The organism is Flavobacterium terrae (assembly GCF_900142035.1).
Taxonomy (GTDB): Bacteria; Bacteroidota; Bacteroidia; order Flavobacteriales; family Flavobacteriaceae; genus Flavobacterium; species Flavobacterium terrae.
Window position 1 is genome coordinate 1 of record NZ_FQZI01000004.1, and the last position, 16877, is coordinate 16877.

Genomic DNA, 16877 nt, shown 5'->3' on the forward strand with positions numbered 1-16877 from the left:
GCGGCTGTCAATCCAATATGTCTATGAACGTTTCTTCTTATTTCTCGCTTAACTTCTTTCGTTGTTTTTGCGGGTGCAAAGGTAAGAACTCTTTTCTAATCTCGCAAATAATTCTTGATTTATTTTTTGTCTTTTTTCAAAGATTAAAACCTTTATTACTTACTCAATATTTCAAATGAACTTCACTTCGTTTGCGGGGTGCAAAGGTAAAAACTCTTTTCTTATTTACCAAAACTTTTTGAAACTTTTTTTTGAGAAAACTTTCAGTCCGTTTTTGTTGTCAATATCTCTTAAGAACCTCTCCGTTGCGGGGTGCAAAGATAACATCTTTATTTTCTTATCTCCAAATCTTTTTGCAATTTTTTTTTAAGTTTTTCGCTCTCGCTTTAAACTCAACCACTTAAAGATTTTTTAACACTATGATAAAGAACTTTGCTTGTTTTGCATGTCACTTGTTGTTCAATGCGGGTGCAAAAGTACCACCTTTTTTCAATTACACAAGCCTTTTACAAAACTTTTTTGCAAGTTTTTTACAGTTCTTCTGACCGTCAATAAGTTAGCTCTGAAAGTTTTTTTAAGTCCTCAGATTTTACTGTAACTTTTACTGGTTTAACTCTCCTATACTATATATATGTATACTTATATCTTATTATATATAGTATACGCGTGAAGGATGGAAGCGGCATCCTTTTATTTGCTGACTGAGGTGTCACACTGAGCTTGTCGAAGTGCTCTCGAAGGTAGCAAATAAAAGATACAGCGGAAAGCCCGACCCGAAGGGACACGCACTGAAATAAAAAACACCTTATATATAATATGTATACATAATAAAGAATATACCTATATATATTGTATGTATTTTATGAATGGCATATATTTGCGCTTCTAAAAAATGTATAATGATTAAGATTACTTTACCAGACGGTTCGGTTAGAGAGTACGCAAGTGGTGTTACTCCTATGGATGTGGCTAAATCTATTAGTGAAGGTTTAGCAAGAAATGTGATTTCGGCTTCTTTTAATAATGTAACTATTGAAACCGAAACCCAATTGACGACCGATGGTACGCTTACATTATTTACATGGAATGATGCAGATGGTAAAAAAGCATTCTGGCATTCGACTTCGCACGTGATGGCTCAAGCTCTTGAAGAATTATACCCTGGAATCAAATTAACTATTGGTCCAGCTATCGAAAGAGGTTTTTATTATGATGTAGATTTTGGCGATAAAAAGATTACTGATGCTGATTTTAAAAAAATAGAAGATCGAGTTTTAGAGATTGCTCGTGAGAAACATGATTTCAAAATGCGTTCAGCTACAAAAGCAGAAGCATTAGAATTATATAAAGACAATGAATTCAAAACTGAATTGATTCAGAACCTAGAAGATGGGACAATCACTTTTTGTGATCATTCTACTTTTACTGATTTATGTCGTGGTGGACACATCCCTAATACAGGAATTATTAAAGCAATGAAAATTCTTTCGGTTGCTGGTGCTTACTGGAGAGGTGATGAGAAAAACAAACAGTTAACTCGTGTGTACGGAATTTCGTTCCCGAAACAAAAAGACTTAACTGACTATTTAGAATTACTAGAAGAAGCTAAACGTCGTGACCATAGAAAATTAGGAAAAGAATTAGAGTTATTCCATTTCTCACAACGTGTAGGTCAAGGATTACCATTATGGTTACCAAAAGGAGCTGCTTTACGTGATCGTTTAGAACAGTTTTTGAAAAAAGCGCAGAAAAAAGCTGGATATGAGCAGGTAGTTTCTCCACACATTGGTCAAAAAGAATTATATGTGACTTCTGGCCATTATGCAAAATACGGAGCCGACAGCTTTCAGCCAATTCACACACCAGCAGAAGGTGAAGAGTTTTTATTGAAACCAATGAACTGTCCACACCACTGTGAAATTTACAATGCAAGACCTTGGTCATATAAAGACTTACCTAAGCGTTATGCTGAATTTGGTACTGTATACCGTTATGAACAATCGGGTGAGTTACACGGATTGACTCGTGTAAGAGGATTTACTCAGGATGACGCACACTTATTTTGTACACCAGATCAATTAGATCAAGAGTTTAAAAATGTAATTGACCTTGTATTATATGTATTCGGGTCACTAGGATTTGAAAACTTTACAGCTCAAGTATCTGTTCGTGATTTAAATAATCCTGATAAATATATAGGTAGCGTTGAAAACTGGGAAAAAGCAGAAAATGCAATTATCAGTGCTGCAAAAGACAAAGGCTTAAATTATGTTATTGAAGCTGGCGAAGCTGCTTTCTACGGACCTAAACTTGACTTCATGGTAAAAGATGCTTTAGGTAGAAGCTGGCAGTTAGGAACAATTCAGGTAGATTACAACTTACCTGAACGTTTTGACTTGACATATAAAGGAGCAGATAATGAATTACATCGTCCAGTGATGATTCACAGAGCACCTTTTGGTTCAATGGAACGTTTTATCGCTATTTTACTGGAGCACACAGGCGGAAATTTCCCACTGTGGTTAATGCCAGAACAGGCTATAATCCTGTCTTTGAGCGAGAAATATGAAAATTATGCGAAAAAAGTTTCAGATTTGCTAGAAAATCACGAAATTCGCGCCCTAATTGACAATAGAAACGAGACAATCGGAAAGAAAATCCGTGAAGCTGAAACAAAGAAATTCCCATTCATGCTGATTGTAGGGGAAGAAGAAGAGAAAAACGGAACGGTATCTGTTCGTCGTCACGGTCAAGAAGGAAAAGGAAATATTACGATTAAAATAGATGAGTTTGTTGCTCTTGTAAATGAAGAAGTAAGCAAGTCATTAAAGACATTTGAAGTTTAACTAAAAAATTAAGGTTATCGCAATCAGAAACAACAGAGGATTTCAACCTCGCGTAGAAAAAAAAGACGCACACAGAATAAACAATAATATTCGAGTGCCAGAAGTACGTCTTGTAGGAGAAAATGTAGAACCAGGAGTTTATAAAATTTCTGAAGCATTACGCTTAGCAGACGAATTTGAATTGGATTTAGTAGAGATTTCTCCAAACGCTGAACCACCTGTTTGTAAAATCATGGACTATAAAAAGTTCCTATATGAGCAGAAACGTAGAGAAAAAGAATTAAAGGCTAAATCTACTCAAATTACAATTAAAGAAATTCGTTTTGGTCCTCAAACAGATGAGCACGATTATGAATTCAAAAAGAAGAATGCTGAGAAATTCCTAAAAGATGGAGCTAAATTAAAAGCTTTCGTATTCTTTAAAGGACGTTCTATCATTTATAAAGAACAAGGACAAATCTTATTATTAAGATTAGCCCAAGATTTAGAAGAAGTAGGTAAAGTAGAAGCTATGCCTGTTCTAGAAGGAAAGAGAATGATCATGTTCATTACTCCGAAAAAGAAAAAGTAAGTAAGTTGAATTAAATAAATTTGGGAAATTATGCCTAAAATGAAAACTAAATCTAGTGCTAAGAAACGTTTTAAAGTTACTGGCTCTGGAAAAATTAAAAGAAAACACGCTTTTAAAAGTCACATTTTGACTAAAAAGTCTAAAAAACGTAAATTAGCGTTAACTCACTCTGCATTGGTTCACCAATCAGACGTGAAGAGTGTTAAAGAACAATTAAGAATTATCTAATTAGATACTCTTAATCAATTCTTTGGTTAAAACAATTTAATAACCCTGGGGTGGGCTTTTTTAAGAGTCTGATCAATTTCAGAACGCCTTACTTCAAAAAAAAGTAAAAATTATGCCAAGATCAGTAAATTCAGTTGCTAAAAGAGCAAGAAGAAAAAAGATAATGAAGCAAGCCAAAGGTTTCTTTGGTCGTAGAAAAAACGTTTGGACAGTTGCTAAGAATGCGGTTGAAAAAGCAATGCAATATGCTTACAGAGACCGTAAAGCTAAAAAGAGAAACTTCCGTGCTTTATGGATTCAACGTATTAACGCTGGAGCTCGTTTAGAGGGAATGTCATATTCTCAATTCATGGGTAAAGTAAAAGCTAACAACATCGAGTTAAATCGTAAAGTTTTAGCTGATTTAGCTATGAATCACCCAGAAGCTTTCAAAGCTATTCTTAACAAAGTAAAATAATAAACGTTTAACAATATATTTAACTTACTTATTTTAAAGATCCCGCTCGAAAGAGTGGGATTTTTTTATGAAATAAACTTTCATCAGAATATAAAATCCTTTAATTTGCAGGAAAAACAGATATATTCATATGCGCCATTTACTTCTATTTTCGGCATTACTTTTATTGGGTTGTAAAAAAGATAAAGAAACTTATTCTATAAACGCTCCAGTTGTAGAAGAACATATTGTTATAGATTCATTAGAAAATGAATCAGAGGAGATAGAAGATTTTACTGATTTTAAGTTCCCTGAAACTGGGAAAACTCCAGAAGATTTTATCAGAAACTCAAATTATGAAGTTACAGAAAGTACTGAAGATTATTTGAATGAGGATAATTACAAAGATATTGTACTAGTGATTCGTGAAAAAAATGACAAATATAGTAATCGAATTTTATTAGTATTAATTAAACAAAATAACGGAGAATATGAATTGATCGAAAAAAACAATCTTATTCTTGGACCTGAATACAACAGTGATGACTTTAAAATTAATGACGAAGAAACTGTTTCTATTTCCAATAAACTTTTATCAATAGAAACCTACTCAATTGGCCCTAAAGGAAATTTATCATTGCTTTTTGGTGTAGAAAATGAGAAACTTAAACTAAAAGAAGCTGAAACTTATAATCAAGGCGCTGGAGGTCAAACAACCATGACCTATTCAAGTAAAATAAATCTTGTTTCAATCACACAAGTAAATACAATGAAAGAAGATATGCCCAGCGAAACTACAGATTATAAATTCACTTATACATCTAGTTTTTCAGATTTTAATCCTGAGGATTTTGTGACTAAAATGTATGAAGCGCAACCAAGTGAATAACCTATAAAAAATAGACATTCCAGTTTTAGTTGTTAATTGTTCTAAAGCAAACCTTCTTAGTTTTGAATTTCAGTACTTTTATCAACAAATAATCGCATTTATGAAAACCAACGCTACATCAAAAAAATTACATCCACGTAACAAACACAATTCCAATTATGCTTTTCAAAAACTAATTGATACATATTCTGAATTGAAAAACTATGTTACGATTAATAAATACGGGAATGAAAGTGTAGATTTTGGAAATCCAGATGCAGTGAGAGCTTTAAACAAAGCTTTGCTAAAACACTTTTATGAAATCGAGTATTACGAAATTCCAAAAACCAATTTATATCCACCCATTCCAGGTAGAGCTGATTACATACATTATATAGCTGACCTTTTGGCAAAAAATAATTCAGGTGAAATTCCAAAAGGAAACAAAATTAAAGTTCTTGACATAGGAACAGGTGCCAATTGTATATATCCTATTATTGGTCAAAAAGAATACGGTTGGGATTTTGTTGCGACAGATGTTGACAAACAATCCATTAAAACAGCATCAGAAATTATAAATAATAACTTTAATTTAAATCAGCATATAGAAATTAGAATCCAAAATAATAAACGTTCAGTATTTAAAGGAATTATTACAGAGAAAGATTATTTTGATATTTCAATTTGTAATCCTCCATTTCATAATTCTAAAGAAGAAGCCAATAAAGGGACTTTAAGGAAATTAAAAAACTTAGGACAGAAAACAGAATCAAAACCAGTCCTTAATTTTGGTGGACAAAACAATGAACTCTGGTGTGAAGGTGGAGAAATGGCTTTTATTACAAATATGATTTACGAAAGTGTACATTTTAAAAATCAAGTAAAATACTTTACTACACTAGTGTCAAAAAAAGAAAATCTGAAATCCTTTTTTACAGTTTTGAAAAAAACACAAGCTACATATGAGGTTATAGATATGGAACAAGGAAATAAAATTAGCCGAATATTAGTATGGAACTTTTAGAAAATAGACATTCCTGTTTTAGTAGTTAATTGCTCCAAAGCATACATCCCTAATTCTGAATTCCCGTTTGAATTTAATCTTGGACTCCAAGTAGAGACTATAAACTGCTTTGGCAATAAAGCAACAATACCTCCCCCTACACCACTTTTACCGGGTAATCCTACACGATAAGTAAACTCACCAGATTCATCATAAAATCCGCAGGTTTGCATTAAAGCATTCATTCTTTTAACCTGACTTTGGTTTAATATTAATTCACCTGAAGAAGTTAAACCTTGGTTTGCAAAAAAGAAGAAAGTCTTAGTTAATTCAGAACAAGACATAGCTATTGAGCATTGATGAAAGTAAAAATCTAAAACCTCATCAACATCATTATTAATATTACCAAAGGACTTCAAAAAATTTGCTAAAGCAGCATTTCTAAACCCAGTATCTTTTTCAGATTGTGCAACTTTATAATCAAAATTAATGTCTGCAATACCAGAGCAATTTCGAATAAAGCCTAAAAAATCCTCCTTGGGATTTTTTAATTCAGTAATTAACATATCTGCAATTACTAATGCCCCAGCATTAATAAAGGGGTTACGAGGAATCCCTTTTTCGTATTCTAATTGTACCAAAGAATTAAATGGATTACCAGAAGGTTCTACCCCTACTCTCTCCCATATTTTTTCACCCAATAATGAATAGGCTAATGCAACACTAAGCGCTTTTGAAACAGATTGAATCGAAAAACGTTCATGAACATCACCTATACCAAATTCTTCTCCAGAAATGGAGGTTAGATAGATTCCAAATTTATCAGGATTAACATTAGCTAGTTCAGGAATATAATTTGCAATTTCCCCTATTTTAGGTTGCAATTTTGATTCGGTATAAATATCTTGAAGAACTTTATCAAACATTAATTTTATGTTTTTTGATGTTTTTTCTTAGCAGCTGGGAAAAGAATATTATTAAGAATTAATCTGTATCCAGGAGAGTTTGGGTGCAAATCTAAAACAGTTGGCTCATCTCCCACTTTGTGCTGATAATCTTCAGGGTCATGGCCTCCATAAAAAGTAAAAAAACCTTTCCCTTTTTGAGAATGAATATATCTTGCTTCACCATTAACTTGACATTCTCCCATTACTAAAACATTTGATTTTATTAAATCTCTATCAAATGCAGTACTTTGCCCCATAAATCCTTTAACTAATTGAGTATGATTTTGACACAACATACTTGGAATTACATCCCATTTTGCAGAAAATTCCATTAATGTAAAATAATCTTTTTCAAAGGGAACGCCTCTTTTTTCGGTCATATCAATACTCGAAAACTCATATTTCTCAGGCCTTCTTTCCAAAATAAAATCTTTAAATGCAAAAGTCCTTGAATAATCAATCTTTAATTGATAATTTGCCTCACTTCCGTCACCATCAAACATAGTTTCACAAATATCTACGCCCTCTGCAGACAAGGCAATATCAAAACTATCTGTCGCAGAACACATCGCAAACATAAAACCACCACCTATTACGAAATCTCTAATTTTCTTAGCAACTCCAAGCTTTTCTTGTGATACTTTTTGATAACCTAGTTTATGAGCTAAAAGTTCTGCATCTTTTTTTTGTTCAATATACCATGGCATATTTCTGTAAACACCATAAAACTTACCGTATTGACCGGTAAAATCTTCGTGATGTAAATGCAACCAATCATATAAAATTAATTGATCACTCAAGACCTCTTCATCATAAATTTCTTTATAAGGAATTTCGGCATATGTTAAAACCAAAGTTACCGCATCATCCCATGGTTGTTTCCCTTTTGGTGTATATACTGCTACTTTAGGAGCTTTCTCTAAAATAACTGTTTCCATATTTTGTGAAGGGCTGGCAATTTCGGCAAGAATTTGGCTTGCTTCAGTATCAGATAGAATCTCAAAAGAAACTCCACGTATCTGACATTCTTTTCTTATTTCTGAAACATCTGGAAGTAAAAATGATCCTCCTCTATAATTAAGAAGCCAACTAGCCTTGTATTGTTTTTCTAGTGTCCAATAAGTTATTCCATAAGCTTTTAAATGATTCTTTTGAGAAGTCTCATCCATGGGCAACAAAATATAATTTGCCTTTGCTACTAGACAACTAATAAATAAAAAAAACAATAGGTATTTAAATCTCATTTTCTGTTTATTTCTATCCAAATATAAACAGTTATTTTTTATAAAAATGTTATTGGATTACTAAAAAACGTTCAAAATGAACGAATTTGATATCATCTAAAACTCAAATGAAGAATTTAGTTTTATTATAAAACTAAATCATCAACTCCTATCAATTTATTTTGTATTGCATAAACTACTAATCCAGCAACATTCTTAGATTCTGTTTTTAATAACAAATTATTTCTGTGACCTTCAACTGTTCTTGGACTTATAAAAAGTTTATCAGCAATTTCATGTGTGTTTAATTGCTTACAAATTAGCATTAAGACTTCTTTTTCTCTGTTTGTAAGGTAATCTTCATCAAACATACTCTTGTTGTGTTTTGTAGTATTACTTACAATTCCTTCTTGAATAATTTTTAAAACCTGATCGTTATAATAAACTCCTTTTTGGTAAACTTCATTAATAGTTTTAATCATAACTAAAGGAGTAGTATTTTTAACTAGATAGGAAGCTGCTCCTATATTTATCATGTTCGCTATAAAAGATTTTGAATCATAACTTGTCAATGCAATTATTTTAACCTCAGGAAATTCTTCCATTATTATTCTTGTCGCTTCAACACCATTAAGTAGAGGCATTTTTAAATCCATCATTATGATATCTGGATGAATTGTACTTTCTCTCAAAAAAGAAACCAATTCTTTACCATTAGAAACTTCAAAAATTATCTCAAAATTTTCTTCTCTTTCAAGCAAAAATGAAATCCCTTTTCTAAACAAGACTTCATCATCGGCTAAAATTATTTTAATTTTATTTTTCATTTTAAAAATTAAAAACTACTTGTGTTCCTTTGTCAACCTCTGAATATATATCTAAATCTCCACCAAGAAAACTAACACGGCTTTCTATATTTTTCATACCTAAACCTTTTTGATTCTCTATTTTTTTTAAATCAAAACCTTTCCCATTATCAGAAAACTCACAATATGTAATACCATTTTTCTCTTCAAAAGAGAGATTAATTTTAGTAGAATTACCGTGTTTTATTGAATTATTAAATAATTCTTGAACTATTCTAAACACATGTAAATGTCTAAAAATATCGGCATCATTAAAATCGACACTGTTTTTATATTCAATTTCAATAGATTTAGCACTATTAATTTCAAAACATAATTCTTCAATCCCTGCGTGTAGACCAAATTTTTCAAGTACTGGTGGTAATAAATCATGAGCAATTCTTCTTGAACTATCCAATGCTTTAGTAGTAAGATTTATAATGCTTGTAGAAATTTCTTCAATTTCAGTTTTAGAGAGATCTTTTGCAGTTAATAAATGACTGTTAAGAGAAACTATATTTAGCTTTGAACTAATAGCATCATGTAAATCTTGGGCTATACGCTTTCTCTCTTCTTCTTGAGTAACTAAAATGGAATGGAGTAACTCTTTTTGGTAATTGATCTCCATATTTTTCTTTTCTATTTCCTTTTGGATTATTTTTTTCCGTGAAAAATAGAAAAACAAAACAAGCACCATTGCCATCAATAAGAAGGCACTAAAAGTGTAAATTATCGCACTAATGAGTTCGTTTTGTTCTATAGGTGAATTATTCATTTCTCAAAATTAAATTGTCTTTTGGCAAGCCTTTTTTCAACTCAAAAAGAATAAACAGTTGATATATCACATACAAGAAAGCATTAAGAATCCAAGTAACAGTATTTAACTCTGGACTCAAGTAAACCATCAAATTACCGGACAAGAATAGTATGGTACTTCCAAAGAGATACAATAAAATCCCCACGTTTATGTAATAAAATTCCTTTTTCTCATTTAACAAATTATATAAATGAAATACCGCATAAACAATTAATAAAAAAGAAGTTATAAATATTTCAAATAGATTAAATTTCCAAAAAAGACTACAATCCAACGCATATTGCACTCCCAGCGTAAAAAAGCAAAATACAAAACCAGCTTTTATAATTTTTTTTTGATCGTTCTTAAAATTAAGCTGTAGATAAAAAAAGCTTAAAAATATAAACTGAAGTATAAAGTAAAAATGTGACATATATAAATTGTTTTTTTGCAATTTTAACAACACAAAACTTGACATCTGTATTAAAAACATTATCACAGTATAAATAGTAAATATCTTGTAGGCTTTTCCATTTTTTGGAAAGCCTACAGAGAGAATTATAGTATTTAAAAATAATAACACATAACCTAAATCACCAATAATTTCTAAAATCATTTTCTATCTTTGAGCAATAAAAAGGTTATTTCCTAAAATATATAGGCAAGAATTTCCAAATTATTATTTTTAAAAAAGTTAATAGTTATTTACTTTAGAGTATAAAGAGGGCTATTAACATCACATGTTGTTGGACATGGTCTTGTAAAGTCATAGATGAATTCCTGTTTTTCATCATTGATTAAATCATTCCCATCTTTATCTACACCTACCAACATTAATTTATTCACTCCTTCTTCATCAACACCAATATATGCACGGATATCAACTACACCTTCATAAGCAAAAAGCTCTGTAATATCGACTTGAGGAATCAAGTGTGCTTTAACAGTATTTTCAGGGTTTGATCTCCAATTAGTAGCCCATTGTTGAGCACATTCTAATGAAATTACATTTTCTTCAATTCCAACTTTTTCAGACATGTTTATTAGTTTTTTTAGTTTATAAAATTTTTCTTACTAAAATAAGCATCTATAAAATAGCTTTTTTAATTATTTAACAAAAATAATACTATAATTTTATAAAAAAAGTAAACAACTAAAAACAGGTATAAATACCTATACTTTTTTTTTAGTTAAACAATAAATTAGCAATATCAAAAACTCTAACTAAAAAAATATGTCTACAGAACCTTTTATTGGGGAAATTAAAATTTTAGCATTTGATTTTGCTCCAAGATATTATGCAAATTGCGCAGGTCAAATTATGAGCATTGCACAAAATACAGCTCTTTTTTCTCTACTAGGAACAACTTATGGAGGAAATGGTCAAACCACTTTTGCATTGCCTGACTTAAGAGGAAGAATGCCTGTAGGCCAAGGAACTGGTCCTGGTCTACCAAGTTACATTATGGGCCAAACGAGCGGAAGTACTACTGCTACTTTATTAACTCAAAACATGCCAATTCATAATCATGCTGCAACAGGAATTAATGTTAGAATACCTGTTACTGCTGCAAGTGAAGATTCAGCAGCAACCAATAATTATATTGGTAATGCTGTAAATGACACTTTTGGTCCACAAGCATCTGCAACAAATTCATTGGGATCTCCTGTTGTATCAGGTTCTACAGGCATGGCTGGAGGTAGTCAGCCTTTTTCAATAGTAAACCCTTATATAACAATTAATTATTCTATTGCACTACAAGGAATTTTCCCATCAAGAAATTGAAAAAAAACATATATTTGTGTAACAATCAAATACTAAACAAACTTAAAATTATGTCTACAGAACCTTTTATTGGAGAAATCAAAATTTTTGGTTTCAATTTTGCGCCTGTGAGTTATGCTCTTTGTCAAGGTCAAATCATGAGTATTGCACAAAATACTGCTTTATTTTCATTACTAGGAACAACTTATGGTGGAAACGGGCAAACCACCTTTGCATTACCTGATTTAAGAGGCCGTATGCCAATTGGCCAAGGCCAAGGCCCTGGATTACCAGTTTATACCATGGGTGAAATAGGCGGAAGTACGAATGCTACTTTATTAACTCAAAACATGCCAATTCATAATCATGCCGCAACTGGAATTAACGTCAGAATTCCTGTTACATCTGCCAGTGAAGATTCAGCAGCGGCTAATAACTATATTGGTAATGCTGTAAACGACACTTTTGGTCCACAAGCATCTGCAACTGATTCTTTAGGGGCTCCAGTTGTATCAGGTTCAACAGCTTTAGCAGGAGGTAGCCAACCTTTTTCAATTTTAAATCCTTACCTAACAATAAATTATTCTATTGCTACACAAGGTATATTTCCATCAAGAAATTAATTGACTCAAAAATCAAATAAAAAAAATAAATTTAAAACTATGTCTACGGAACCTTTCATTGGCGAAATCAAAATTTTTGGTTTTAATTTTGCTCCTCAAAGCTATATGACTTGTCAAGGTCAAATTTTATCAATTGCTCAAAACACAGCGCTTTTTTCTTTGTTGGGAACAACATATGGAGGAAACGGGCAAACTACTTTTGCATTGCCTGATTTACAAGGACGAGTTCCTATTGGACAAGGAACTGGACCAGGACTACCAAACTACAATATGGGACAACGTAGTGGAGCAACAACTGCAACTTTGTTAACAGCAAATATGCCAATTCACAACCATGCTGCAACAGGAATTAATGTTAGAATACCTGTAACTGCTGCAAGTGAAGACTCTGCAGCAACCAACAATTACATAGGCAATGCCGTGAATGATACATTTGGTCCTAATCCATCAGCTAGTGATTCACTGGGTGCTCCAGTAGTTTCTGGATCAACTGCTATGGCCGGCGGAAGTCAACCCTTTTCAATTATGAATCCATATTTAACAATCAATTATTCTATTGCTATTTACGGAATTTTTCCTTCTAGGAATTAACAAATAAAGACAATCTAAATATTGTCAATAATAATAAATGAAAAAAATTGGACTTTTATTACCAAAATCAACTTACTATTCAACAATTGGATTTGACCTATTTGAAGGGCTTAAATCCAATTTAAAAAAAAATGGTTTAGAAGATTTAAAAATTGTAACTGAGAACATAGGATTTGGAGCCGATAAGCAACAATGTTATAGATCTGCAGAAAAATTGCTATTGGACGAAAGTGTCGATCTAGTAATTGCATATATTGGACATAGAATGGCTGAGTTATTACGTCCTTTGTTCTTAGCAACAAATAAAATTTTGATTGTACTTGATGCCGGTGCTAATATGCCACAAGAATGGTCTGTTTGTCCTAATATAATTTATCATTCTCTCCACAATTCTCTTGGTGCTTTTTTATCATCAAAATTAGCGGTTAAAAAAGGATACAAAACAGGTGGAATGATTACAGGTTATTATGATGGTGGTTATTTACAAACTTATAGTTTAGCTAAAAGTTTCGAAAATGAAGGTGGTACAATTTGTTTTAATCACGCAACAGGATATAAAGAAGAAGATTTTACAATGGAACCATTAACAGGGTTTTTAAATTCTTATCCTGATTCGGCTTTTTTATCATTATTTAGTGGTGATTACGTACAATGGTATTTTGAAAAAATAAAAGCTTTATTTAATGACACAAACATTCCTATTTTTTTAACACCATTTGGTTTTGAAGAAACAATGTTGAAAAATGTAATTTGCCCTAGTAATAATATTCATGGTATTGCTGCTTGGTCAAAAAACATTAACAATCCTGAAAATAAAATTTTTATTGAAGAAATAGAATCTTTAGGAAAAACTCCAAATATATTCACATTATTGGGTTGGGAAAGTGCAGTGTTAGTAAAAGAAATCATATCTCTTTCTGCAACAAACACAAATAACATCTCAAAAATAATTACTGAATTAAATGAATTTCAATTTAAAAGTCCACGCGGATTAGTAACATTTTATTCGAAACACAATCAAACCATAGCTCCTTTATACGAAGCTTCAATTGTACCTGATGATAATGGAAACTGTTCTGTAAAAATAAATTCAAAAATAGAAAATACTGACCAACATTTCGATGATTTATACAGCCATGAATTAGAAGGCGTGACATCAGCTTGGTATAATAGTTACGTATGCATTTAATATGGAAAACAAAAAGAAAATAGTAGTATTATGTGGTGGAAAGTTTGCTTTCAAAACATTGCAATTATTAGCATTTGAAAAATTTCTATATGGAATAGCAATTGGTAACGGCAATAAAACAGTTACAGAAGCACTTGAAAAAGAAGCCTCAAATAGCGGATTAGCTTTTCACTCTTTTCCGACAAAAAAATCCTTATCGACAATGCGTGAATGGATAGATGAAATACAACCGGATTTTATTTTTTCAATTTCATTTCCATTTCTATTACCGGAATCTGTTTTATCCTATGGTCCTGCTAAATTTATCAATTTTCATCCTGGCCCGCTACCCAGATACAGAGGTCCTATGCCAATTTTTGAAGTTTTAAGAAATCAAGAAAATAGCACCGCGATTTGTGCTCATTTCATGAATAAGAATTTTGATGAAGGCAATATCATATTTAATGATCCTATAGCAATTGAAGAAAATGAAACATATGGCAAATTAACCGTTAAGATAAGCAACAGAATGTCACAAGTTGTTCTTAATGTCGCAAATATGTTAGAATACGGATCTAAAATACCAAACTTTGTTCAAGATGAAAACGATTCTTGTTATTATGAAAAGCCTGAATTATCTGATACTTTTATCAATTGGAAAAGTATGAATGCCCATGAAATTGTTGCTTTAGTAAATGCATGTAATCCATGGAACACAGGTGCAGATGCAAGTTTACTAGGTGAACAAATAAAAATTATTTCTGGAGTATTAATTGATGAATTACATGATAATTTACAAGAAGGAAGCATAATTGGAATGTCTGATGATGGTATTTTGAAGGTTGCTTGTTCTGATAATGAAGTCATAGGAATAAATATTTTAAGTACAGATGAAGGAATTATGACATCTAAAGAATATTTCAAATTGAAAAAAATAAATCAATATGCATTAAACTAAATAGTAAGACTGAATAAACATAATAAACTAAAAACTTAATAAAATGAAAATCAAAATTACTTTATCAATCATCTTACTTGTCTTTGCCGTTTATAGCGGACAAGCACAAGTTTTTTGGAGTGATTCATTTGAGGATGTGGGGGCACCATCAAGTGGAATAAGAACTCCTGAAAACAATACAGGAACTGGAACACCATTTACTTCTTATTTTGCAAGAACTAATAATGCAGGAATAAATGTAGTAACATCTATTAATGGAGGATATTTATCTGGTGAAGGCTCAAAATTTTGGGCTGGTGAAAACCATGATGAAATTTCTGGTGCTATTGTAGCAGGATCAGAAGAACAAGAAATCGTTTGGAGTTCCATTAATATTAGTGGTAAAAACAACTTGCATTTCAATGGTCTTTTTGCAGCAAATAATACTACTGCTGCATTTGAAAACACAGCTTTTGGATCAACACATAATGATTACATAATAGTTGAATACAACATTGATGGAGGTGCATATTTACCGCTTTTGAGATTTTATGCCAACAATGGGGTAAATAGCGGTACAAATAACAAATCATTAGCATTAGATACTAATGGGGATAACATTGGAGATGCTACTATTCTAAACTCAACATTTCAAAACTTTGAAAAAGCGATTCCAGGGACTGGCTCTGTTTTAACGCTTAGAATTAGAAGTTTCATGAATGGTGGAAGTGAAGAATGGGCAATAGATAATTTTAAACTTCAAGAAGGACCAGCATGTGTTAACCCAATAGTTTATAATGTAACAGGTGGTGGTACAGGCTCTTCAGTCACTGTTGGATTATCAAACTCTGAAATTGGAGTAACTTATCAGTTGGTAAATGGTACAAACAATGTAGGGATGCCTGTTGCTGGAACTGGAGCAGCTATTTCATTTGGGGTTCAAACAACATCAGGAACTTACACTGTAGTAGGTAGTAGAAATATTGGTTTATGTACTTCTACGATGAATGGTAATGCCGTTGTAAATTATGTACCTGAGCCTACTCCATCATTTTGGAATGATACTTTTGAAGACGTAGGTTCTCCATCAAGTGGTATTAGAACTGCTGAGAGTAACTCAGGTTCTGGATCTCCTTTTACTGCATATTTTACAAGAACAAATAATTCTGGCATTAGCCTAGTTTCATCACTTAGTGGCGGATACCAACTAGGAGAAGGATCTAAATTTTGGGCAGGAGAAAATCATGATGATATTTCTGGAGCACCTGTAGCTGGTACTGAAGAACAACAAATCGACTGGACTGGTATCAATATTAGTGGTAAAACTGGTCTAGTTTTTAAAGGTCTTTTTGCAGCAAACAATACTTCAGCAGCTTTTGAAACACAAGCACTAGGTGATACTCATAGTGACTATATTATTGTTGAATATAGAATTGATGGAGGATCATACATGCCACTTTTGAGTTTTTATGGAAACAATGATATTGCATCAGGAACAAATAACAGATCATTAGCTTTAGACACTGATGCAAATAATATAGGAGATGGTACAACCCTTACAACTAGTTTTCAACAATTTGAAAATTCAATACCTGGAACAGGAACAACTTTAGATTTAAGAATTAGATCTAACTCTAATTCAAGTAACGAAGAATGGGCAATGGACAACTTAAGATTATTAGATGCTACATTAAGTAATGAAAGTTTTGTATTCAATAAATCATTTGTTTTGTATCCAAACCCTAATAATGGTGCAATGGTTAATATAAAATCTGATTTTGATGGAGATTTCCAAGTAATCAATCAATTGGGACAAATCGTAACGTCTTTCAAAGTAAGTTCAAATATTGTAAATAGTTATAATTTTAATTCACTATCTGATGGTATTTACTTTGTAAAAGGCACCAACGAATCTAAAGTTATTACTCAAAAAATGATTATTAAAAAATAATTTTTATTATACTAATTAGAATATAAGCTTTTCAATGATAATAATGAATTATCATTGAAAAGTGTTCTTATAAAATCAA

The 16877-nt window shown here is 31.7% G+C and carries 18 protein-coding genes; 12 read left to right on the plus strand and 6 right to left on the minus strand.

What is annotated here, in order from left to right; genetic code table 11:
• Positions 1-899: 899 nt before the first annotated feature.
• The 6 genes from thrS (at position 900) to rlmF (ending at position 5973) form a co-directional block, all read left to right on the plus strand.
• Entirely contained in the window at positions 900-2846 is a 1947-nt protein-coding gene (gene thrS / locus BUC09_RS10475) for a threonine--tRNA ligase (protein ID WP_073311359.1), read from the plus strand.
• A 16-nt stretch (positions 2847-2862) separates the two neighbouring features.
• Positions 2863-3417, plus strand: a complete 555-nt coding sequence (gene infC / locus BUC09_RS10480; protein ID WP_394333005.1) for a translation initiation factor IF-3 — start codon at positions 2863-2865, stop codon at positions 3415-3417.
• A gap of 30 nt (positions 3418-3447) precedes the next feature.
• Positions 3448-3645, plus strand: a complete 198-nt coding sequence (gene rpmI / locus BUC09_RS10485; protein ID WP_014164268.1) for a 50S ribosomal protein L35 — start codon at positions 3448-3450, stop codon at positions 3643-3645.
• A gap of 112 nt (positions 3646-3757) precedes the next feature.
• Positions 3758-4102 carry a 50S ribosomal protein L20 gene (gene rplT / locus BUC09_RS10490; protein ID WP_073311363.1) on the plus strand — a complete coding sequence of 115 codons (345 nt, stop codon included), beginning with the start codon at positions 3758-3760 and terminating at the stop codon, positions 4100-4102.
• Positions 4103-4232: 130 nt separating this feature from the next.
• Positions 4233-4970, plus strand: coding sequence for a hypothetical protein (locus tag BUC09_RS10495; protein ID WP_073311365.1), 738 nt, complete (start codon positions 4233-4235; stop codon positions 4968-4970).
• Between the two features lie 100 nt (positions 4971-5070).
• Positions 5071-5973 carry a 23S rRNA (adenine(1618)-N(6))-methyltransferase RlmF gene (gene rlmF / locus BUC09_RS10500; RefSeq protein WP_073311366.1) on the plus strand — a complete coding sequence of 301 codons (903 nt, stop codon included), beginning with the start codon at positions 5071-5073 and terminating at the stop codon, positions 5971-5973.
• On the opposite strand, the gene BUC09_RS10505 is transcribed toward rlmF, so the two are convergent.
• The 6 genes from BUC09_RS10505 to BUC09_RS10530 form a co-directional block, all read right to left on the minus strand.
• Entirely contained in the window at positions 5970-6878 is a 909-nt protein-coding gene (locus BUC09_RS10505) for a glutaminase (RefSeq protein ID WP_073311368.1), read from the minus strand. The genes rlmF and BUC09_RS10505 overlap by 4 nt on opposite strands.
• Positions 6879-6883: 5 nt before the next feature.
• Entirely contained in the window at positions 6884-8068 is a 1185-nt protein-coding gene (locus BUC09_RS10510; RefSeq protein ID WP_394333003.1) for an asparagine synthetase B, read from the minus strand.
• Between the two features lie 200 nt (positions 8069-8268).
• Entirely contained in the window at positions 8269-8949 is a 681-nt protein-coding gene (locus BUC09_RS10515) for a response regulator transcription factor (RefSeq protein WP_073311372.1), read from the minus strand.
• 1 nt (position 8950) lies between these two features.
• The gene (locus BUC09_RS10520) at positions 8951-9595 is read right to left on the minus strand and encodes a sensor histidine kinase (RefSeq protein ID WP_317041199.1); all 645 of its coding nucleotides are present in this window, start codon (positions 9593-9595) and stop codon (positions 8951-8953) included.
• A 139-nt stretch (positions 9596-9734) separates the two neighbouring features.
• Positions 9735-10379 carry a hypothetical protein gene (locus tag BUC09_RS10525; RefSeq protein ID WP_084127218.1) on the minus strand — a complete coding sequence of 215 codons (645 nt, stop codon included), beginning with the start codon at positions 10377-10379 and terminating at the stop codon, positions 9735-9737.
• 89 nt (positions 10380-10468) lie between these two features.
• A complete protein-coding gene (locus tag BUC09_RS10530; protein ID WP_073311376.1) occupies positions 10469-10801 on the minus strand; it encodes a hypothetical protein in 333 nt (110 codons plus the stop codon).
• A 196-nt stretch (positions 10802-10997) separates the two neighbouring features.
• Here BUC09_RS10530 and BUC09_RS10535 point away from each other — a divergent pair, with 196 nt between their 5' ends.
• The 6 genes from BUC09_RS10535 to BUC09_RS10560 are packed head-to-tail and all read left to right on the plus strand — an operon-like array spanning position 10998 to position 16798.
• On the plus strand, positions 10998-11549 hold the full coding sequence (locus BUC09_RS10535) for a phage tail protein (protein ID WP_073311378.1): 552 nt from the start codon (positions 10998-11000) through the stop codon (positions 11547-11549).
• Positions 11550-11599: 50 nt separating this feature from the next.
• On the plus strand, positions 11600-12151 hold the full coding sequence (locus BUC09_RS10540; RefSeq protein ID WP_073311380.1) for a phage tail protein: 552 nt from the start codon (positions 11600-11602) through the stop codon (positions 12149-12151).
• Between the two features lie 39 nt (positions 12152-12190).
• Positions 12191-12742: a phage tail protein gene (locus BUC09_RS10545; RefSeq protein ID WP_073311809.1), complete on the plus strand. Its 552-nt coding sequence runs from the start codon at positions 12191-12193 to the stop codon at positions 12740-12742.
• A gap of 37 nt (positions 12743-12779) precedes the next feature.
• Positions 12780-13931 (plus strand): ABC transporter substrate-binding protein, encoded by a 1152-nt coding sequence (locus BUC09_RS10550; protein WP_073311382.1) that lies wholly within the window; start codon positions 12780-12782, stop codon positions 13929-13931.
• A gap of 1 nt (position 13932) precedes the next feature.
• The gene (locus BUC09_RS10555) at positions 13933-14868 is read left to right on the plus strand and encodes a methionyl-tRNA formyltransferase (RefSeq protein WP_073311384.1); all 936 of its coding nucleotides are present in this window, start codon (positions 13933-13935) and stop codon (positions 14866-14868) included.
• Between the two features lie 43 nt (positions 14869-14911).
• Positions 14912-16798, plus strand: a complete 1887-nt coding sequence (locus BUC09_RS10560) for a T9SS type A sorting domain-containing protein (RefSeq protein WP_073311386.1) — start codon at positions 14912-14914, stop codon at positions 16796-16798.
• Positions 16799-16877: the final 79 nt, after the last annotated feature.